17 protein-coding genes are annotated in these 19,866 nt (G+C 45.3%); 3 read left to right on the forward strand and 14 right to left on the reverse strand.

Annotated features, from left to right (window positions below; all coding sequences use genetic code 11):
- Window positions 1-217 precede the first annotated feature (217 nt).
- From HH301_RS13680 to HH301_RS13715, 8 genes are all read right to left on the reverse strand, one after another.
- Window positions 218-1,372, reverse strand: a complete 1,155-nt coding sequence (locus HH301_RS13680) for an acyl-CoA dehydrogenase family protein (RefSeq protein WP_169569593.1) — start codon at window positions 1,370-1,372, stop codon at window positions 218-220.
- A gap of 12 nt (window positions 1,373-1,384) precedes the next feature.
- Entirely contained in the window at window positions 1,385-2,056 is a 672-nt protein-coding gene (locus HH301_RS13685; protein ID WP_169569594.1) for a nitroreductase family protein, read from the reverse strand.
- A 60-nt stretch (window positions 2,057-2,116) separates the two neighbouring features.
- Entirely contained in the window at window positions 2,117-2,974 is an 858-nt protein-coding gene (locus HH301_RS13690; RefSeq protein ID WP_169569595.1) for a MaoC/PaaZ C-terminal domain-containing protein, read from the reverse strand.
- 14 nt (window positions 2,975-2,988) lie between these two features.
- Window positions 2,989-3,906: an SDR family oxidoreductase gene (locus HH301_RS13695; protein WP_169569596.1), complete on the reverse strand. Its 918-nt coding sequence runs from the start codon at window positions 3,904-3,906 to the stop codon at window positions 2,989-2,991.
- 184 nt (window positions 3,907-4,090) lie between these two features.
- Window positions 4,091-5,035: a 2-hydroxyacid dehydrogenase gene (locus tag HH301_RS13700; protein ID WP_169569597.1), complete on the reverse strand. Its 945-nt coding sequence runs from the start codon at window positions 5,033-5,035 to the stop codon at window positions 4,091-4,093.
- Between the two features lie 97 nt (window positions 5,036-5,132).
- Entirely contained in the window at window positions 5,133-6,173 is a 1,041-nt protein-coding gene (locus HH301_RS13705) for an adenylate/guanylate cyclase domain-containing protein (RefSeq protein WP_169569598.1), read from the reverse strand.
- A gap of 1 nt (window position 6,174) precedes the next feature.
- A complete protein-coding gene (locus HH301_RS13710) occupies window positions 6,175-6,540 on the reverse strand; it encodes a group I truncated hemoglobin (RefSeq protein ID WP_169569599.1) in 366 nt (121 codons plus the stop codon).
- Between the two features lie 133 nt (window positions 6,541-6,673).
- Window positions 6,674-7,990, reverse strand: a complete 1,317-nt coding sequence (locus tag HH301_RS13715; protein WP_169569600.1) for a malonyl-CoA decarboxylase — start codon at window positions 7,988-7,990, stop codon at window positions 6,674-6,676.
- A 311-nt stretch (window positions 7,991-8,301) separates the two neighbouring features.
- Between HH301_RS13715 and HH301_RS13720 the strand changes: the two genes are divergently transcribed.
- Entirely contained in the window at window positions 8,302-9,810 is a 1,509-nt protein-coding gene (locus HH301_RS13720) for a malonate--CoA ligase (RefSeq protein WP_169569601.1), read from the forward strand.
- On the opposite strand, the gene HH301_RS13725 is transcribed toward HH301_RS13720, so the two are convergent.
- The 4 genes from HH301_RS13725 to HH301_RS13740 all read right to left on the reverse strand — a co-directional run bounded on the left by HH301_RS13725 (window position 9,797) and on the right by HH301_RS13740 (window position 13,347).
- The gene (locus tag HH301_RS13725; RefSeq protein WP_169569602.1) at window positions 9,797-10,300 is read right to left on the reverse strand and encodes a DUF2867 domain-containing protein; all 504 of its coding nucleotides are present in this window, start codon (window positions 10,298-10,300) and stop codon (window positions 9,797-9,799) included. The two genes, HH301_RS13720 and HH301_RS13725, sit on opposite strands and share 14 nt — an antisense overlap.
- Before the next feature lie 70 nt (window positions 10,301-10,370).
- Window positions 10,371-11,006 (reverse strand): CGNR zinc finger domain-containing protein, encoded by a 636-nt coding sequence (locus HH301_RS13730; protein WP_169569603.1) that lies wholly within the window; start codon window positions 11,004-11,006, stop codon window positions 10,371-10,373.
- Window positions 11,007-11,294: 288 nt separating this feature from the next.
- A complete protein-coding gene (locus tag HH301_RS13735; RefSeq protein ID WP_169569604.1) occupies window positions 11,295-12,149 on the reverse strand; it encodes a 5'-nucleotidase, lipoprotein e(P4) family in 855 nt (284 codons plus the stop codon).
- Window positions 12,150-12,324: 175 nt separating this feature from the next.
- Window positions 12,325-13,347 carry a YeiH family protein gene (locus HH301_RS13740; RefSeq protein ID WP_169569605.1) on the reverse strand — a complete coding sequence of 341 codons (1,023 nt, stop codon included), beginning with the start codon at window positions 13,345-13,347 and terminating at the stop codon, window positions 12,325-12,327.
- 262 nt (window positions 13,348-13,609) lie between these two features.
- Between HH301_RS13740 and HH301_RS13745 the strand changes: the two genes are divergently transcribed.
- Window positions 13,610-15,817 (forward strand): PAS domain S-box protein, encoded by a 2,208-nt coding sequence (locus tag HH301_RS13745; protein WP_169569606.1) that lies wholly within the window; start codon window positions 13,610-13,612, stop codon window positions 15,815-15,817.
- Between the two features lie 32 nt (window positions 15,818-15,849).
- Here HH301_RS13745 and HH301_RS13750 read toward each other — a convergent pair whose 3' ends face one another.
- Window positions 15,850-16,857, reverse strand: coding sequence for a glutathione S-transferase family protein (locus HH301_RS13750; RefSeq protein WP_169569607.1), 1,008 nt, complete (start codon window positions 16,855-16,857; stop codon window positions 15,850-15,852).
- A gap of 121 nt (window positions 16,858-16,978) precedes the next feature.
- Here HH301_RS13750 and HH301_RS13755 point away from each other — a divergent pair, with 121 nt between their 5' ends.
- Complete coding sequence (locus HH301_RS13755) at window positions 16,979-18,061, forward strand: M14 family metallopeptidase (RefSeq protein WP_169569608.1); 1,083 nt, start codon at window positions 16,979-16,981, stop codon at window positions 18,059-18,061.
- 76 nt (window positions 18,062-18,137) lie between these two features.
- Here the strand turns inward: HH301_RS13755 and HH301_RS13760 are convergent, their stop codons facing one another.
- Window positions 18,138-19,865, reverse strand: coding sequence for an ABC transporter ATP-binding protein (locus HH301_RS13760; protein WP_169569609.1), 1,728 nt, complete (start codon window positions 19,863-19,865; stop codon window positions 18,138-18,140).
- Window position 19,866: the final 1 nt, after the last annotated feature.

Below are 19,866 nucleotides of genomic sequence, written 5' to 3' on the forward strand. Positions count from 1 at the left end.
AAAACCACCCGTTCAGCTCCTAATCCCTACCAGTCTCGCTGGCCTCAGGACCGTTGCCCCCCAAGCGGCGTGGGGCGGTTTATAGGCCCCTCACAACAAACCGTCAAACCCTTTTTTTAAAAAAAATGTCATTTTTTTGCATTCGCAAAAAAAGGTCAGCAAAACTGCCATTTTTAAGAAAAATATATTCAACGCCTTATTCCACTGAAAACGGAAATCAGTAGGAACGTGGAAGATCCAATTCATGTTCAGCAATGAAAGAAAGGATCAAGTTCGTTGAAATCGGTGCGATCTGATAGAGACGCGTCTCCCTAAACTTTCGCTCCACGTCATATTCCTCAGCAAAACCGAATCCACCATGAGATTGCAAGCATGCCTCACCAGCAGCCCAGGACGCCTCGGATGCCAGCATCTTACACATGTTGGCTTCGGCCCCACACGGTTCACCGGCATCATAAAGTTCAAAGGCCCGCTCAACCATCAACTTGGCTGCCTGCATCTGCGCATAAGACCGGGCAATCGGAAACTGCACTCCCTGATTCTGACCAATAGGACGGCCAAACACTTTTCGATCCCGAACATAGTTTGATGCGGTTTCTATAAACCAACGTGCATCACCAATGCATTCAGATGCGATCAGAATACGTTCAGCATTCATTCCGGTCAGAATATATTTAAAGCCCTTGCCCTCTTCACCTATCAAGCTATCAGCAGGGATCCGCAAATCATCAAAGAAGACTTCTGTCGTTGCATGATTGATCATGGTACGAATGGGGCGAATGGTCATACCGTTCCCGACAGCTTTTCGCATATCGACGAGAAAAACGGATAGTCCATCGGATTTCTTTTTCACATCTTCTTTTGGCGTGGTTCTGGCCAGCAGGATCATAAGATCCGAATATTCTGCTCTGGACGTCCAGACTTTCTGTCCGTTAATCACATATTCATCGCCATCGCGAACAGCATCGGTGGATATACTGGTCGTATCTGTGCCCGCTGTGGGCTCAGTCACTCCGAACGCCTGCAACCGCAGTTCACCGGTCGCAATCTTTGGCAGAAACTCTCTCCGTTGAACCTCGCTTCCATGACGAAGCAGAGTTCCCATGGTATACATCTGCGCATGACAGGCTGCGCCATTACATCCTTGCGCATGAATTTCTTCCAGAATTGCTGAAGCAACCGAGAGGGGCAAACCTGCACCCCCGTATTCCTCGGGGATAAGGGAAGACAACAAACCCGCTTCTGTCAGCGCATTGACAAATTCGGTTGGATAAGCCCGTTCCCGATCTTTTTCCTGCCAATAAGTCCCCGGATAATCCCGACATAGCTGAACAACTGTCTGCCGGATTTGATCAATTACACCTACATCCATAAACCTTAATCCTCAGTCGAACCCGCGCCAGGTTACAAATTCCGATAAGCTTGCACGCTCACTTTGAAGTTCATTAATTTTAGCCGCATCATCTTCATAGCCGAGCGCAAGGCCACAAAACATCATCTCGTCGTCTGAAAGCTCGAGATGCTTAGAGACTGTGTTTGGCCAACGTGCCCAGGCCTCTTGCGGACAAGTTTGAAGACCTTTCTCACGCGCCATCAACATTATGTTCTGTAAAAACATTCCAAGATCAGCAAATTGACCGATCTCCATTTGACGATCCATTACAAAGAACATTCCAACCGGAGCTCCAAAAAACTCATAGTTCTTGGCCAGTTGACGCAGCTTTCCGGCTGTATCTTCCCTCGGAACTCCTATTAAGTCATACAATTGTTGACCAACAATGCGACGGCGGGTCCGGTAGGGATCTTTCAAATCTGGTGGATACACATTGTATTCCGGTGTTTCCATTCGTCCGGCTTTCATATGATCCTGAATTGTTTCAAGCAGGGTTTTCAAGTCATCACCAACCAGCACATGCACGGTCCAAGGCTGCAGATTACCGCCAGATGGCGCCCATTTCGCCATCTCCAGAATCTCTTCGATCACTTCTTTGGAAACTGGTTTGTCAGTAAATTGACGAACGGATTTACGGCTTCTGATCGCGTCAACAAGTTGCACGGAAAACTCCATTAAAAAAGGGAAAGGCCTGACGCAGTCGCCAGGCCTTGATCACAACAATCAGGCTACGCGCGCGTAACCATTATTGAGAACGACGACATCCCGCTCCTTAACCCGGCAACGGAAAGACACATCTTCTCCATCCTTCCAGATTTCGGTCACGATTGTTTCACCTGGGTAAACAGGTGACGTGAAACGTAACTTGAAGGACTTAAAGCGATCTGGATTATATCCGCAGGCATCTTTGAGAACAGCATGTCCTGCAACCCCAAGTGAGGCTAACCCGTGCAAAATCGGCTTTTCAAAACCTGCAGATTTTGCAACACGTGGATCCGCATGCAGTGGATTAAAATCACCGCTTAGCCGATAGATCAACGCAGCTTGTGGCAGGGTTGCAGTCTCCACAATACTGTCAGGGGCTCTATCAGGTAAATCATGAGGCTTAGGAGCCTCACGTGCCGGCCCACCAAAACCACCATCACCGCGCGCGAATGTGGTAGATGTTAGTGTCGCAAGAAGGTCGCCAGAGCTTTTTTCAAAGACTTTGCGCTCAGAGTACAGAAGCGCCCCACGCCCCTCACCCTTATCAATGATTTCGGTAAACCGGTTTTCCCCAATGACATGCCCGGAAGCAGGCAACGTCTTGTGAATTTCAATGCCTTGCTCACCGTGCAAGACTTTGACCCAGTCAACTCCGAATTGCGGATCTTTCAAGAAGAACCCAGGGTAAGCGAGGACCACTGCCATTGTCGGCAGAGCCAGCTGATCTTCTTCATATGTGAAACGAAGTTGGTCCATATCCAGAGGATCGGCAGACAACCCAACCCCAAGCGCATAGAGAATACTGTCTTTTGACGTATATTCCTGCTCGACTGGATCAAACTTCCAGTTCATCAATTTATCATAATCAATTGCCATTAGATGCCCCCGACTTAGACCGGATCCCAGTTGAAAACATCACCAGAGCGTTCCAGCGGCACCAAAGAAGATTTCACAGCAGGCCCAACCCGCTCAGCTACTTTTTCTGGTGTCCAGCCTTCAGACGTTTGCAAGTTCCGAATTGGTCTTGGTTGGCTCATCAAGCAGATTTCATTGTTCCGAACGACAAAGATCTGGCCGGTAATATCCTTGGCCTCATCACTCAGAAGATAAACAGCCATCGGCGCGATCTTCTCAGGCGTCATTTGCTGGATCTTCTTGACCCGTTCGCGTTCTGCATCAGTTCCCTGAGGGATAGTACCGATCAAACGTGACCATGCGAAGGGGGAGATACAGTTTGAACGGACATTAAAACGGCTCATGTCGAGCGCTATTGACCGGGACAAACCGACGATTCCCATTTTTGCAGCTGCATAGTTTGCCTGACCAAAGTTACCAATCAAACCGGAAGTAGAGGTCATATGTACATATGATCCACTTTGTTGCTCTCTGAAATATGGGGCAGCGGCTCTAGAAACGTTGAAGCTGCCTTTCAGATGCACAGCAATCACAGCATCAAATTCGGCCTCTGTCATTTTATGAAAAATAACGTCACGAAGAATACCCGCATTATTGACGATACAATCAATGCTCCCAAAATTGCTGCGCGCATCTTCAATCATCTGGCCTGCATCATCGGCATTCGCAACATTACCAAAGTTTGCAATAGCTTCGCCGCCGTTATCTTCGATGGTTTTCACAACTTCAAGTGCCGGAATATTATCCGCACCATCACCTTGTTCGTTACCTCCAAGATCGTTGACCACGACTTTCGCGCCCTGTTCTGCTGCCATGATCGCAATACCGCGACCAACACCGCGACCAGCACCTGTTACGACAACAACTTTACCTTCTAACATTTTTCCGGACATTGCGCCCTTCTCCTCGTTCTTATTCTTACTTCTTATTTATTGGCCTTAGGGCCGATCTGTATGTAGCTATAGTTAATCTATGGCTCATTCAACACCACACCAAGGATCAATTAATTAGCTTGCTTATTATCTAGCCAATTCCATAACAATTTAAAAGCAAAAAATTATGGAATGCGAAGTTGATTTAATAGCCCCTCTGCCTATCAATAAAAGTTGGGGTTACACCCTTTTCCAGATACAAACGAATGTTATTTGCCACGATCTCAGAGGCCGTATCCATATCGGTCGGCGCAGAGATATGCGGCAGAACTGTAATCTGTGCATGTTCCCAAAAGGGTGATGTTTGCGGCAATGGCTCCTCATCGAACACATCTAAAACGGCATGGGATAAATGTCCCCCATCCAGTAGTGCCAACAAGTCTTCAGACTGAATAATTGGTCCCCTGGCGAAATTAATTATTGATGCCCCAGCAGGCAACAAACCGAGCATTCGTTCATTGAGTAACCCTCGTGTTTGATCGGTTAAGGGAAGTAGAACAACCAGAATATCCGTTGTCTTCAGGATCTCAGTAAGCCCTTCATCTCCGGAATATGTCTCTAGTCCGTCAACTGACTTCAATGACCGGCTCCAACCTTTAACCTGATAACCATTGGCCTTTAATCTGAGTGCGGCTTCTTGGCCTAGAGCCCCCAAGCCCAATATTCCAACTGCTGTATTCGATGCCTTCTTGTAGGACAGTTCATTCCAGATTTTCTTTTGCTGCTGCTCACGGTATTGCGGCATGTGCCGGTGAAGATAGAGTGTCCAGGCTAATACAGCTTCTGCCATTGTTCTAGAGAGCTCAGGATCGACAAGCCGGACAATATCAAATTCTTTGTCCTTAAGCTCAATAACCATACGTTCAACACCTGCCCAAACAGAATGTATCCATCTCAGGTTTTTTAATTTATCCAATTCGACTGGGTCAGGATTAGCCGTAATGGCAATTTGGACGGCATCAAAATCCTTCAAACTTAAATCGGAAAAAGGAACAACTTCAACATCAGGTAACTTGTCTGAGATTTGACGGGCCCAATCACATTGTTCCGCGTAACTGATCTGGCCTACAAAAGGAATTAAGGATGTCATTTAGTTTTCCACTGTCGGGGCGTTGGTGAATATTAATGCGTTACCCTACAGTGATCAGACAATCAGCCTCAAGTCATGAGCGACAACTTTTTTGAAGTCACAAATCTACTCGGCTGTCTCTCAGTTTGAAAACTTCTTGTTCTCCAAACCCTCTGATTTGTTTTACACCTGCCTCTTCTACCAGAAACTCATTTGTCAGAGCCTCACTCACAGACTTGCTTATTGTAATTTCCATCGCCTCAGAACAATCTTGAAGACGCGATGCAAAATTTACAGCCGGGCCGAAAATATCGTAGACATACTTTTGAATGCCGACAACCGAGCCCACCACAGAGCCCGTGGCCAATCCAATTCGGCATCTCCATTTCGTTGAATGACTTTGATTACGTCGTTTTAGATAGCGGACAAAACGAATTGCCGTGCTCGCAACAGCAAGAGTGTGATCAGGTGTTGGTTCCGGCAGGCCAGCGACAGTGATATATGCATCCCCGATCGTTTTAATCCGCTCACATCCATATTGCTCACCAATTCGATCAAAAGCGCTGTAGATATCATTCAACTCGCTGACTGTTGTACTCGGATCTGCTGACACTGCCATTTCGGTAAAGCCAACAAAGTCGAGCATCAATACAGTAATCGGGTCATACAAGGTCGGCGTTACAACCCCAAAGGTTTTATATTCTTCGTAAACAGACCGTGGCATCATGTTGAGCAATAGTTTTTCGACTTGCTCTTTTTCCCTCTTTATTTCCCTTGTGTTGCGCTCCACCATCTTGGAATAACTGTCAATCATGGTTTCCAATTCCCGAATACGGGAAATGTTTTGGCAAACCATTACGATCAAGGGATTCTCCTGGTTTTTCGCATAAGAAAAGTCCGCAGCGAAAATCATAGGGCGCCGCCCCTTCTTGAAACTGAATTCCAACGTATATTGGTTATTCTCTTGGAGACCGCTTCGCAGACTTTCCCCATCTAACTGAGGAAACAATTCCTCAAACTGCAGTGTTGGATCATCAGTTAGAAACCAATCCGAAAAGGTATCGTTTGAAAATGTAATGCCAAGCGTGTCTTCTTCGAGCAAAGCAACACCGACGCCGATTGCCCTTAGCAATTGCTCGTTTATATCTGCGATGGACATATTACGCTGACCCGACTACCAAGTCGCGGTGTTGTTCCAGCACCCGCATGACTGACGAAGTATCTTCTTCACTAAAACCATGGCTCAAGAGGTTATCAGCTAAGATTTTCATGGTTTCATCATACTGCGCATCCGTAATCGAAATGCGTTCATGAATCTGCTTGATCTGAGCCTGAGTATAAGAAGATGGTCCGCCAAGCAATGAGGCTATAAATTTTGTTTGGTGATCTACCAAGCCGCCCATATCAACGTCGTCAAAAATAGGGCCGACCTCATCACTGTCTAACAAATCGTTATAGAAGCTGAGTACCACGCGACTAATGGCCGCAAAGCCACCATACTTTTCAAATAGTGTACGCTTGTTCATAACACTGCTCGCATCTTATTGTTCTAAAGCGTTAAACAACGCCGACGTACAACGCAACTGGTGGGGGTTTCACGAGCATATACCATCAGTTTTATTTAATACAGGCAAAACTTATATAGTATTGCGTTAGAATTTATACAGATTTAGCGAGTGCTTGAACTGAAGAGGACGCGACAACTTTCTTCTCATTTACATAAGCTTCGTGGTTTTTCTCGATATTTTTGAGACTGTAATAGTAATTCACGAGTAATCCAGCAGATTGGGAAAGTCCATTTCGTGAAGTATCCCCCAACCAATTAATCCGTTCCAGTCGCGCGCCATTACCCAAATGAAACCTAGAAACAGGATCTAATGGCCGGTCATTTCTTTTTTCGTTTAGGAGGTAATGAGCAACAAGATGCTCTAACGGGTCTTTCACCTGCTCTACAACTTCGTCATTTTGCCACCAGTTTTTCTCAGAGAGTAACTTTTTGACTTTGGTAACTTTTCCAGCCGACAATTTTGCTGCCTTCCCGTTCACAGAATTCAGCCATTTCATAAAACCTGGAATTGGTGAGAGTGTTGAAAAATGCTTCAAATTTGGCAATTCTACAGAAAGCTCAGCAACAACCTGCTTAATCAAGAAGTTACCAAAGCTGATGCCTTTCAGGCCTTCCTGACAGTTACTGATAGAGTAGAAAATAGCGGTATCAGCCCGATCTGGATCCAAACGATCAGCTTGAAGATCTAGAAGAGGTTGTACGGCACTGGCCAATCCCTTCACGAGGGCGACCTCAACAAAGATTAATGGCTCATCTGGTAGGGCCGGATGAAAAAAGGCAAAACAGCGCCTGTCATCCTCCAAACGTCTACGAAGGTCTTCCCAACCCTCAATTTCATGAACTGCTTCATACTCAATGAGTTTTTCAAGAACTACTGCTGGTGTCCTCCAGTTAATCTGTCGAACCTCCAAAAAACCACGATTGAACCAACTTACGAGGAGATGCTTTAAGTCCCTGTCCACTTCGGAAAGGTCAGGAAACTCCCGCAGTCGACTGACAATAAATTTTCGCATATCAACGAGCGCAGCCGTCCCGCCCGGAGCAAAATTTATCCGCCTCATCAATTCCTGCCTCGGAGCCTCAACTGCTTGAGTCAAATTCTGCAAGTTTTCAGGTGTTTTATCTTTCGAATAAGCAGAAATAGCCTTATCAAGCTTTGCCTGGTTTACGCCCTCTTCATTTTGCAAAAACCTGAAAAAGGACAGTCTTTCCTCTTCGTTGAGGCTATACCACAAACCAACAATTTCACGAGCGAGAGCCATTCCTGAAGCTTCACCACGCTGGGTCAAAAGATCTCGACAAAGTCCTTCCATGGAGTGGCTTCGTGATTTGCCATTTCCCCTATCCAGAAGATCTCGCCCCGCATCCGCGATTGAATTCAAAATTTGCGATACGAAAGTTTGTCTCATACTAAATGCCCCATAACCTTTTCAGGTAATAAATTGAGATACCTTTATATTTACACACATCAATATTTTCTACTCCTTTACAGATCATGAGGGAAAGCACTCCTTTCAAGATGGGCCAAGCGGAATTTTCAGGTAAAACTCCATTATTCAGAAATATTTAGAACCCGATTTAAGGAGTGTTTCACATGTTTGTTAGCCATATTTGTGGGTAATAATTCCCAGAGAGCACGTGACAAGTGAAGGAGAACACATTACAGATTTCCCCTCAACACAAGATCTAATCATGAACAGCCTACTGCTTGAGAAATTTAATGACCGATAACAATCTCTACAGCCAGTTCGAATCCGTATTTGCAGCCAATGCAACAAAAACTGCTTTTGAAACCCCAGAAGGGAAGAGCTATTCCTACGCAGATCTGATGAAGCAGTCTTCGCAAATTGCAAATTTACTTGTTCAGAGCGGAGCTCAACCTGGTGACCGGGTAGCAGTTCAAGTCGATAAAACTGTAGAAGCTGTCATTTTGTATCTTTCTTGTCTTAAAGCCGGATTGGTGTACCTCCCACTCAACACAGCCTACAAAAGCGCTGAAGTTGATTATTTTCTAACTGACGCCCTTCCGGCCATTCTAGTCTGCGATCCGGCTAACCTGACGGAACTTCAGAAAATTGCCGACAAGGCAAATGTCTTAAAAGTATTTACGCTGGATAATCAGGGGAATGGATCCCTCACAGATGCAGCTTCCGAGCAGGAGGATAAGTTTAATCCCGTGAAGCGAGACGGCGATGATCTTGCTGCAATCTTGTACACTTCTGGTACCACGGGTCGTTCAAAAGGCGCCATGTTGACCCATAACAACCTGGCCAGTAACGCCCAAAGCCTAATCAAAGCTTGGGCATTTGAGACAGATGATGTGCTCCTGCATGCCTTACCCATTTTTCATGTGCATGGCCTATTTGTTGCGCTTCACTGCGCGTTTTTAAAAGGAAACACTGTTATTTTCCTTTCAAAATTTGATCCCGCATTGGTCATTAAATATCTGCCCCACTCAACCGTCTTTATGGGAGTTCCGACTTTTTACGTTCGTCTGCTCAGCACACCAGAATTCACTAAAGAAACGTGCAGTAACATGCGCTTGTTTACAGCCGGTTCAGCCCCGCTTCTCGAAGATACCTTCAACGAATTCACCGACAGGACAGGGCACGTCATTTTAGAACGATATGGTATGTCCGAAGCTGGCATGATTACCTCCAACCCCTATGAGGGAAAGCGGATCGCAGGTTCTGTCGGTTTTCCGTTAGATAACGATGTGCGGATTGCCGATGAAGATGGCAATATTGTCGCAGATGGTGAAATTGGTATCCTTGAGATTAAGGGTCCGAACGTCTTTAAAGGCTATTGGAACATGCCCGATAAAACGGCCCAGGAATTTCGTAAAGATGGGTACTTTATTACCGGTGACATGACCCGAAAAGGGGAAGACGGGTATTACCGAATTGTCGGCCGTGCAAAAGATCTCATTATTTCAGGCGGTTACAACGTCTATCCAAAAGAAATTGAAAGCTATCTGGATGAAATGCCGGGTATTCTGGAAAGCGCTATTGTCGGGAAGCCTCATCCTGATTTTGGCGAAGCTGTGGTCGCCTGCGTTGTTCTTGATGGGAGCGCAGAGGTTACCGAGCAAAATGTTATTGAATTCGTTAAGGAAAATTTGGCTAACTTCAAAGTACCAAAAGAAGTTTTCATACTTGAAGAACTACCTCGCAATACCATGGGCAAAGTTCAGAAGAATGAGCTGAGAGCTCTGGTTACGAACGGGTAAGGCGGCTCAGTAAATATTTGACGATTGCCCTATGAAATGGGGCAATCACGAAGATATACAATTTGCCAAACCTTTCCTTTGTCGTGACGGTTGACGTGAGTGTAACCTCTTGCCGAGAACTCCCAATCTGGAACGAGAAATAAGCATCCAAATGCCGATCATTGGTAGAGACAACCAACTCTTCTGGGCCGTCACGCTCGATAAGAAAAAAACCGATATAATCGCCTGGTTTATAGGATCGAACACTTTCCTCAGAAAAATCAGCATTCGGTGTTTCAGACTTTAAGCCAAAAATACGGACAACCGAATTCCGGACAGCCATCAATCCCCGGATCCACCAAGGCTCATTCTTCATAACACGGGCGAAAAGAACTGCCGCGGTTTCATCTGATTTTACGGCATATCTCTCGCTGAAACAGTCTCGATACGAACACGAACGCCATCGATCTATCAGCGAGCAGTTTTCTGGTATTTCAGATGGGTAGGCCATTTGCGCCCCTTCTCAGACTGTTTTTCTAACAATAACAGCTGAGCAATAAATAGCGATGCGACAAACTGCCTTACGCTTCTTGGCGCTTCAGATAAGCGTTTACCTTAGCGCGATTTCCGCAAGTCGACATGGAACACCACCGCCGGCGCCCATTTCGGGACGTATTGATGAAATATAACTGGCAGTCATCAGCTGCACATTGGCGAATTTTGTCAGTTTGATCACTGGCCAAAAACCCGGCGATATCCTTGAGTATGGGATATGTTAGTTGTTCAGGCCCTTCATCTGTCAAATAGGTTTGCAGTGAATATCCCTCTTCAGCGGGCTCCAGACGGATCTGAGTTTTATATCCAGCGAGCTGATCATTGATTTCACTCACGAACATCGGATCCATTGGCCAGCCAGTAGATAATTGTTCCAGAGCTTGGCGAAATTTTGCACGGATTTCACGTAATTGCGCCATCACCTGATCACATCTTTCCGGATTCTGGAAAAGATACATGTGATAGCTTGAAGCTTCATCCTCATGGAGCAGTTCTTGAGCCTTCAGGAAGGTCAACAAATCCTCAAACGAGGCCAAACCATCCTCTTTTCGCTCTAACCTGACAATCGTATTAGCAAAATCCACAGCGGTTCGACCGCCAACAGAATAAAAACCTTCAGAATTTACTACACCTGCCTTCACCAAGGCACGTAATTTTGCCAAAACGCTTCTCCGTCAGATTACTGAATTTAAGAGTAGTTCCACACAATTGGGCGACTCATCGGCCGCAATCTGCACCAAAACACGTGTAACGAAAACCCCTAAATTTCAACAAAAAACTTATAAAAATATAATAACCAGTTAAAATTATTTTTAAAGGTTATATTCTGATTATTCTTAATTTAATTTTTGGCAAAAATATGGTGAGATAAAGGCTTGTTTCTTATAACAAAAAAAGAGGCCCCAGCCCACTGGGCAGAGACCTCTCTAATAACGTTTACGGGATGAGCCTCACTCTTTTGGTTCCCAATATCTCATCGCATCCATTTTCATTTTCCGCTTTTCAGCTGAACTCGCACGCCAATTGTACTGAATAGCGGCACCTTCCCATGATCCGTACATAGGATTGGCGATAGTTATCCATTTGGTGTTCCAGTTAGCTTTATACTTCTCGAAGATTTCATCGCGCTCTTTTATTGAAGCACTTTTGGCATCGAGAAAATCACCGAGATTGTCCCCTAACAGCAATACAACGCGGTAGTTCTGTGCAACGTGGGCACGCCGTGTCCCTTTTTCAGAACCCCAATCATTTTCACCACGAAGCAGAACCGTATCCATGGCTTCGTTAATCGGATAACCCAGAGCTTTCAGGTTTTTTCGTGTTCCCGCTTCACCTGGTTTTTTACGATTGGAAACATAGAAAATTTCAACGCCTTTAGATTTCGCATAATTTATAAATTCAAGAGATCCTGGAATCGGGTCCGAAATTGCATCATCAACAAACGGTCCCCAGGTTTTTGAACTGTAGCTTTTGCCGGCCTTAATCAACCATGCTTCATACTCAGTGTTATCCAGGACTGTTTCATCCACATCCAAAATAACCGCTGGTGGCTTACCCTGATAATTATCGCCCTGTTCGAGGGCTGCGGTCCAATCCTTGTTTTCTAAAGCCCGATCAAGCATCACTTCAGCCAGCTTAAACGCTGCCATGGAAGATGCTTTAAATTCAACTGAAGTCTGCGTCCATACTGTCGCATTCATCAGATCATTTGGTGTTTCTTCAGCATTTACTGCTGGTATCATTGCGACCGCCCCCAAAGCGGCCAAACCACACACTGCACCCCACGCGCGTTTTCCAACTGTCATCTGATATCTCCCTGATCACATAATACCCCAGATTTTGAGGTAACAGTCTCATCCGTGTATTCGGCACTTGCCGAAGCATCTATTTCGACAGAATTCAAAAGCCAAGACAAGCTCTATTTTGAATAGCTTGAAAGAAACTTGAAACAAAAGTGAAACATAGAATAGCCTGGCCGTCCTAGATAAAGGCAACCAGACCGTAGATGAACAAAGCAATAAAAATCGTTTCTGAAACGACTAAACCAACAATCGGCCAACCAACCTTGAACAATTCCTGTAAAGACGTTTTCATTCCAAGGCCTGCAATTGCTGTCACGAGACAAACCCGCGATAGGTCCGTAAGGTGATCTACAGCCAGTTCGGGCATCAAATTAAAGCTGTTCAAGATAACAAAGACAATAAAGCCAACCAAAAAAGCAGGAGGAAGTAAGCTCGCTTTTTGCCCCTCCTCTTTTGCTTTGTTTCTTGCACTGAAAATAAAGCTGAAAATCAGGACAACAGGTACCAGCATTGTCACTCTCAGCAACTTAACAACAGTACTAATGTCACCAGTTTCATCTGAAATACTATATCCGGCGCCCACAACCTGAGCGACATCATGTATTGTCCCGCCGAGAAACACGCCTGAGTCAATTGCTCCAAAACCGGCCTGCTGAGTAATCAACGGATAGAGCACCATTGCGATCGTGCTCAATGTTGTTACTGCAACAACGGTAACAATAGTGTTGTTTTCGGAGTGTTTATTTTTAGGCATAACGGCAGAAAGAGCGAGCGCAGCCGAAGCACCACAAATTGCCACGGCGCCTCCTGAAAGCAGTCCTTGGGAGGGTTTCAACTTAAACACCTGCGCGAAAACCCATCCAAAAAATATTGTCGCAAAAATCGCAACAATGACACCCAAAATGGTGACTTCCCCGAGATCCGCAATTTGCCCGAATGTAATTCGAACTCCTAGCAAGGCGACCCCGACCCGAAGGACTGTTTTGGAGGCAAACTCAATCCCCTTTTTACAGGGCCCTTCCTCAGACAAAAAATGAAAAGCCATCCCTAGGAGAAGGGCAAATAGCATAACCGGCCCACCGTAATGATCACTGAGGAAAGTGGCTGCCATTGCTATAGTCAGGCACACAAGAACGCCCGGAAAGAGTTCCTGGATCACACTTATTAGTCTAAAAAATTTGGATGAGCTCTCTGCTGGCATAGTTATTTACCCAAGTTTACTGTCCCCAAGTCAAGGCATGACCATACATTTAGCTGATACCATACCAATTGTTGGACCTCCAACAGATAAACAGAAAAAAATTGTAAAATAACGAGCTTAGAAACAATTATTTAAAACTATTGCTGATAATCAACATACAGATACTTTTCTATGCTAAATGAGATTTACTTGAAACATAGTTGTAGACGGACTAATTCATTAGAGTTAGCCTAAGGATACCCTAATTTACCGAGGCATTAGTATGACTGTAGCCAGACGGCTGATCCTGTGGATAGTATGTTTCAGTGTTATTATCACACTCGCAAGTACAGTAATTCAGTTGTACATAGACTACCGGTCTGAACTCGGTGTTATTGATGAACGTCTTAATGAAATAGAAGAAAACCAGCTTAATAACCTCACATATAATATTTGGGTTCTGGATGACGAACAGATTCAGGTTTTCCTAACAGGCTTGGTAAATTCGCCCTACATCGAATACGTTTCGATTACAGAGGATAATGATGTTAGATGGGTTCAGGGCGCGATCAAATCTGAAAGAACAGTCGAACGTGAGGTTAATCTCACTCTAACGAATGATGGTCAAAGCTTTAACCTAGGCTCAATCCGCATCGTCGCAGGACTTAATCCAGTATTCGCGAATATCAAATCAAGAGCCTTTATCATTCTTGCAAGCAATGCAGTTGTGATCTCTTTGATCGCTGGTTTCTTTCTATTTGTTTTTCAGTATCAAATCTCGCGGCATCTTCTGACACTCTCTAACTTTGCTCGCAACGTCAAACTTGAAAGCCAGCAGCCATCTCTATCGCTATCGCGAACGCGCAATCCGGACAGACCAGATGAACTCGACGATGTGGTCTCAGCGCTTAATCTAATGCGACAAAACATTGAGACGTCCTATCTCGCTCTTAGAGAGAGTGAACAATATAACCGCATGTTATTTGATCAGTCTCCGATCGGACTTGCATTAACTAAACAAGATGGAACTTTTGTGGATGCGAATCCAGCATTCAGAAAAATTGTTGGTTACGAGGGTCAGGAGCTAACCGGTCTATCTATCTGGAACATAACACCAGAAAGTGAGATAGAGGCTGAAAGAGAACGTTTTAATGCGGCAACAAGCGGCGCAACCACCAGCTTGATTGAGCGTGAGGTAGTCAGCCAATCCGGAAAGAAGGTACCTGTTCAATTTGCTTACCATAGTCTGGAAAGAGCGGGTCAAATTTTTACGGGCATCAGCATGCAGGATATTTCTGATCGTAAAGCGTCAGAAATTGCTCTTGCAAAAAGTGAGGAACAACTCAGACAGTCTGAGAAGATGCGTGCAGTTGGTGAATTGACTGGCGGTGTCGCGCATGACTTCAACAACCTGCTTGCTATTGTTCTTGGGAACGCAGAACTGCTCGAAGAAAAATTAAAGCCTGAAGGTGAAGAAATGAGTCACTTGAAGGTGCTTATTTCTGCGGCATTACGCGGGGCCGAGCTGACGCAGCAACTCCTTGCATTCTCTCGCAAGCAAATGTTGACACCCAAAACGACCAATCTGACGGAACTGGTCGATAAAATGGCAGGTATGCTAGCCCGCGTTCTTGGTGAGAGCATCAAAGTCAACACCCGCTTCCAAAGCGAGATTTGGCCTTGCAACGTGGACCAAGGGCAACTTGAAAATGCAATTATCAACTTGGCGATCAATGCTCGGGATGCAATCAACTCGGCAAATGTACCAGAAGGCGTTCTGACAATTGAGATTGCCAATACGACTGTAGATGAAGAGGCCGCGCGTCATAATGAGGATGTTATCGCGGGCGACTATGTCATGCTCTCCATCTCAGACAATGGATCCGGCATCCCGGAAGAAATTCTTGACCGAATTTTCGAGCCATTCTTCACAACTAAACAAGTTGGCGAAGGAACGGGACTTGGGTTAAGCATGATCTATGGATTTGTAAAGCAATCCGGCGGACATGTGTTAGTATATAGTGAAGTAAATGTAGGTACGACAGTAAAACTATTCTTGCCAAAGGCACTGGAAGAAAGCGCAGGAGTTGATGAAGACATGACTCAACAACAATTTAAGACAGGATCAGAAACCATACTTGTCTTGGAGGATGATCCAGATGTGCGTGAGCTTACAGTGCTGCAACTCAAAAGTTTAGGATATAACGTACTGCAGGCTCATGATGGTGCCTCAGCACTCGATGTCCTTGACAAAAATGATGACATTGATTTGCTGCTGTCTGATGTTGTTCTTCCCGGGGGGTTAAGAGGACCGGAAGTCGCTATCAAAGCAAGAGAGAGTAAACCTGAACTAAATGTGCTTTTCATGTCAGGTTATACCCAGAATGCACTGGAGGCCCATACAGAGCTTGGAGATAGTGCGCTCTTAATCAACAAACCATTTCGGAAAAAAGATCTGGCTGACAAGATCCGAGAAGCGATCGAGAAATAATACCTTCCTTCTCGGATTTACAGGTCTCTACGCTACCAACTTTCACCAACCAAAGGTGCAAGACAGTCGTTGTTCAGAAGCGCCTGCTCTAGTTTCTCATTGCCTTTCAGCGGCTGTAGTCTGGTTTTCAGTATGGCAAAGGATCGCCCCAGATACTTAACGGTATCCTGTTTAAATTCGCGGCCCAATAAATCCACTGAGAAGTCGTCTTTTTCGTCCTTGAGAGCAGCCTGATTGGAAATAGCCCAGGGAAGATAAAGACCTGCAATCTGGGATTTCAGTATAGTACCAAAATCCTGAACCACTTCATCCCAGTCTGCCCACGTCCCTTCGATGGATGGATCAAGCATTCGGTTTATCCACTTCAAAACATGAGGGTAACTCTCCATCAACCGATCTGTCGTTGGTTGTTGGGTACAACAATAGAGCTGCGCAAATAGACCAAAGTCTCCAAAGGATGGAATTCCGCCAAAGAGATAAGGACGTTTCTTTAAAATCGGCTCAAAACTCTCCAACAACATCGTCAGAGATAGCTCAATTGTTTCTTTGTTTTGTTCATTCGATCCAACAAAACTCAACCTTGGAACCATGCGTTCCCGAATTTGAGCACTTAGCTTTTGCCGATCCTCAGTTGAAGCATTGGGTGCAAGTGTTTCAGAGAGTCCATTAGCAACAGCGATCTGATCCTCATCACGCCACCACCTGAAATGAAACATCGGTTTATTCACCCACTCATCTGCATATTCTTCCACCAAATAGGAAATGAAAGCGAGAGCTGGATCACTCGGAACAATAGGGTTATCTGGATATCTCTCCTCCATTTTTTCCATGATGGGGGTGCTATCCTGAAGAACCTCCTCTACTCCATCATAAACAAGTGGAATGAGAGGTAACTTTGCGAGCTCTTGAAATTCCTGAAAATTATCTCTGGTTCTTACTCTCCATTCATGGGGAATATTTTTAAATCGAAAGTAAGATCTGACTTTGACTGAGAACGGTGAATATTCAGATCCATATATGAGATAATGTTTGTCAGCCATAGTTTCTCCCGATTGTTGTTTTTGATCTTTAACTTTGTTGGCTTCTACTGAGCTTTTTTATTTCGCATCACATTGTTTGCTGTAAAATCATCTCGCATTTTAAAGTAGGAGTCATCAAACAATGTCCATACCACAGTATTTTTCCGCCACCTATTCAGAAGCAAGACAAAAATTTTTGAAGGCTTGTGAAAAGAGAGGGTTGGTTGTCGAAAACAACCTAAACCCAAACGCAAAAGGACGGGAAGGTGAAGAGCTCTATATGGATGTTGCGCGATTGGGCCCCGAAGATGCGTCAAAAGTCCTTTTCGTTAGCTCTGGCACCCATGGAGGCGAGGGTTTCTGTGGTTCAGGTATTCAAGTAGCTCTTTTAGAACAGAACTACCTTGAAAGCTTGCCTGAAGATGTCGCAGTCGTTTTTATTCACGCAATCAATCCCTATGGTTTCTCTCATGTCCGCCGTGTGAATGAAGATAATATTGACCTTAACAGGAATTTTCGGGATTTTTCTGAGCCCCTTCCCGACAATGGAGCCTATCAGGAAGTCCATGACATGATCGTGCCTGCTGACTGGGACGGTCCAGCCAGAGAAGCCGCCGAGAAAGCGATTGAGGCATATATCCAAAAGAATGGAATGCCTAAATACCAGGCTGCTGTATCAGGTGGTCAGTATATCAAACCAAATGGCATCTTTTATGGCGGCTCCAAGCCAGCCTGGAGCAATGAAACGCTTCGCGCCGTCACCGCCAAGCATGCAGGCAACGCAGCGCATGTGGCACTCCTTGATATCCACACAGGCCTTGGTCCCTACGGCTATGGTGAACTGATTTATGTTGGGGACCTAGATGGTATCGATCGGGCTATGGAATGGTATGATGGCGAAGTGACCTCCCATGAGACAGGAACGTCTTCATCAGCGCCGGTTACAGGAACGATGAACAAGGGTATCACTGAAAGTGTACCCAATGCCACTAACACCTGCGTTGCTATCGAGTATGGTACATTGGAGCTCATGGAAGTGCTGAACTCCTTAAGGGCAGATAATTGGCTTTATGCCTATGGAGACGTGGACAGCGAACTTGGTCAGAAAATCAAAAAACAGGTGAGAGACGCATTTTACTGTGATGCAGATGACTGGAAAGAAATGGTCTGGAAGCGTGGAATTGAAACGATTGAAAAAGCAATCAAGGGGTTAGCAAAAAGCTAGTTTTTACCTTCATCAAAAAAGGGGCCGGCCGGCCCCTTTTTTAGTTCTTAAATCAACCAAATACCATAAGAAGAGATCACTCTTTTTCGATATCCAATCCTGTATGATCCAGATTATCCAATTTTGGCATCAAGGACAGCAGTTCTTGTGTGTAAGGAGCCTTTGGATTTTCAAAGAGTTCTTCAGTCTCTGCAACCTCAACCAGTTTACCCGACTTCATCACTCCGACGCGGTCACACATTTGTCGGATAACCGGCAAATCATGACTGATAAAGAGCATGGTAAGACCCAATTCTTCCTGAAGATCTTTTAGAAGATTGAGGATCTGTGCTTGAATGGACACGTCCAAAGCTGAGGTCGGTTCATCACAAATCAAGAAACGTGGGCGGGTCGCCAATGCGCGAGCGATCGAAATTCGCTGACGCTGACCGCCAGAAAATTCGTGTGGGTATCGCATACCGGCTTTACGGCCAAGGCCAACATGTTCCAGAAGATCCAGAACAATAGATTCCACTTCAGCATTAGTTGAAGCAAGCTTATGGAACCGAATAGGCTCTGCAACAATATCCAGCACCCGCATCCGACCGTTCAGCGAAGAAAATGGGTCCTGGAAGATCATCTGCATTTGCCGACGATAATAGTCTAGCTCTGTTTGTGACTTGATCTGCGTGAGATCAGTTTCGCCGAAGCGAACAGCACCGCTAGCTGGGCGATATAGTCCACAAATCATCCGAGCTACTGTAGACTTACCACTACCACTTTCACCAACAACACCAAAGACTTCGCCCTGTTTGATATCAAATGTGACGTGATCTACGGCAGTGAAAAACTTCCGTTTGCTCTTAAAGATAGAATCCTTTGTGATGAATTTCATCACCAGGTTCTCTACTGAAACTAACGGTCCTTTGATTTCATCAAAATTCTGGGCCTTACCCAACCAGTGGGTCGAGATATCGAAGTCCTTTTTCCGGTCTTCCTCTTTCTCAATGTAGTTCACCATTGGAAAGCGGTGCAGCCGTACATCAGGACGCGGAACGGCACTGATCAAACTTTTTGTATATGGGTGATCAGGGTTTCCGAGGATTTTTGCAGTGGTCCCCTCTTCCACCAAATCACCGCGATACATCACAGCTACCCGGTCAGTGATGTCTGCAATCACACCCATGTCGTGGGTAATGATGAGCATCCCAACCTGTTTCTCGCGACACAGCTTCCTCATCAGTTCGAGGATCTGAGCCTGAATAGACACATCCAAGGCTGTAGTCGGCTCATCGGCAATAATTACCTCAGGTTCGGCACAAAGGGCTAAGGCAATCACAACCCGTTGGCGCATACCACCTGAAAACTGATGCGGATAATGCTTAATCCGTTCAGCTGGATCTGGAATACCTACCTGATCCAGTAGCTCGATAGCTCTTTCCAGTGATTTCTGAGGTCCAAGCTTCAAATGCAGATCAATGGTTTCGACAAGTTGTTGCTCGATCGTCTGCAAAGGATCCAAAGACGTTAGAGGATCCTGGAAAATCATACCAATGCGGCGGCCACGAATTTTCCGAATAGCCTCTTTGTCCAGATTGTTGATCTGTTCACCCTTGAGGTACACATCCCCACCGGACACACGCCCAGGAGGTTCCAGCAATCCAATAACCGCGTTCCCAATAGTTGACTTACCTGCACCGGACTCGCCAACAACACCAAGAACTTCACCTGGACGAACAGTCAAGCTTACACCTTTAACGGCCTTTACTGTTCCCCTGCGGCTTGGAAATTCAATTTGGAGATCTTTAATATTTAATAATTCCATC

It is taken from the genome of Sneathiella limimaris (assembly GCF_012932565.1).
Lineage (GTDB): Bacteria > Pseudomonadota > Alphaproteobacteria > Sneathiellales > Sneathiellaceae > Sneathiella > Sneathiella limimaris.

Excerpts from the sequence above, each read along its gene's own strand:
- HH301_RS13690 (WP_169569595.1), bottom strand. The coding sequence starts at position 2,974 with ATGGCAATTGATTATGATAAATTGATGAACTGGAAGTTTGATCCAGTC.
- HH301_RS13735 (WP_169569604.1), bottom strand. The coding sequence starts at position 12,149 with ATGACAGTTGGAAAACGCGCGTGGGGTGCAGTGTGTGGTTTGGCCGCT.
- HH301_RS13680 (WP_169569593.1), bottom strand. The coding sequence starts at position 1,372 with ATGGATGTAGGTGTAATTGATCAAATCCGGCAGACAGTTGTTCAGCTA.
- HH301_RS13760 (WP_169569609.1), bottom strand. The coding sequence starts at position 19,865 with ATGGAATTATTAAATATTAAAGATCTCCAAATTGAATTTCCAAGCCGC.
- HH301_RS13750 (WP_169569607.1), bottom strand. The coding sequence starts at position 16,857 with ATGGCTGACAAACATTATCTCATATATGGATCTGAATATTCACCGTTC.
- HH301_RS13695 (WP_169569596.1), bottom strand. The coding sequence starts at position 3,906 with ATGTCCGGAAAAATGTTAGAAGGTAAAGTTGTTGTCGTAACAGGTGCT.
- HH301_RS13705 (WP_169569598.1), bottom strand. The coding sequence starts at position 6,173 with ATGTCCATCGCAGATATAAACGAGCAATTGCTAAGGGCAATCGGCGTC.
- HH301_RS13725 (WP_169569602.1), bottom strand. The coding sequence starts at position 10,300 with ATGGCCTACCCATCTGAAATACCAGAAAACTGCTCGCTGATAGATCGA.
- HH301_RS13745 (WP_169569606.1), top strand. The coding sequence starts at position 13,610 with ATGACTGTAGCCAGACGGCTGATCCTGTGGATAGTATGTTTCAGTGTT.
- HH301_RS13720 (WP_169569601.1), top strand. The coding sequence starts at position 8,302 with ATGACCGATAACAATCTCTACAGCCAGTTCGAATCCGTATTTGCAGCC.
- HH301_RS13700 (WP_169569597.1), bottom strand. The coding sequence starts at position 5,035 with ATGACATCCTTAATTCCTTTTGTAGGCCAGATCAGTTACGCGGAACAA.
- HH301_RS13710 (WP_169569599.1), bottom strand. The coding sequence starts at position 6,540 with ATGAACAAGCGTACACTATTTGAAAAGTATGGTGGCTTTGCGGCCATT.
- HH301_RS13715 (WP_169569600.1), bottom strand. The coding sequence starts at position 7,990 with ATGAGACAAACTTTCGTATCGCAAATTTTGAATTCAATCGCGGATGCG.
- HH301_RS13740 (WP_169569605.1), bottom strand. The coding sequence starts at position 13,347 with ATGCCAGCAGAGAGCTCATCCAAATTTTTTAGACTAATAAGTGTGATC.
- HH301_RS13755 (WP_169569608.1), top strand. The coding sequence starts at position 16,979 with ATGTCCATACCACAGTATTTTTCCGCCACCTATTCAGAAGCAAGACAA.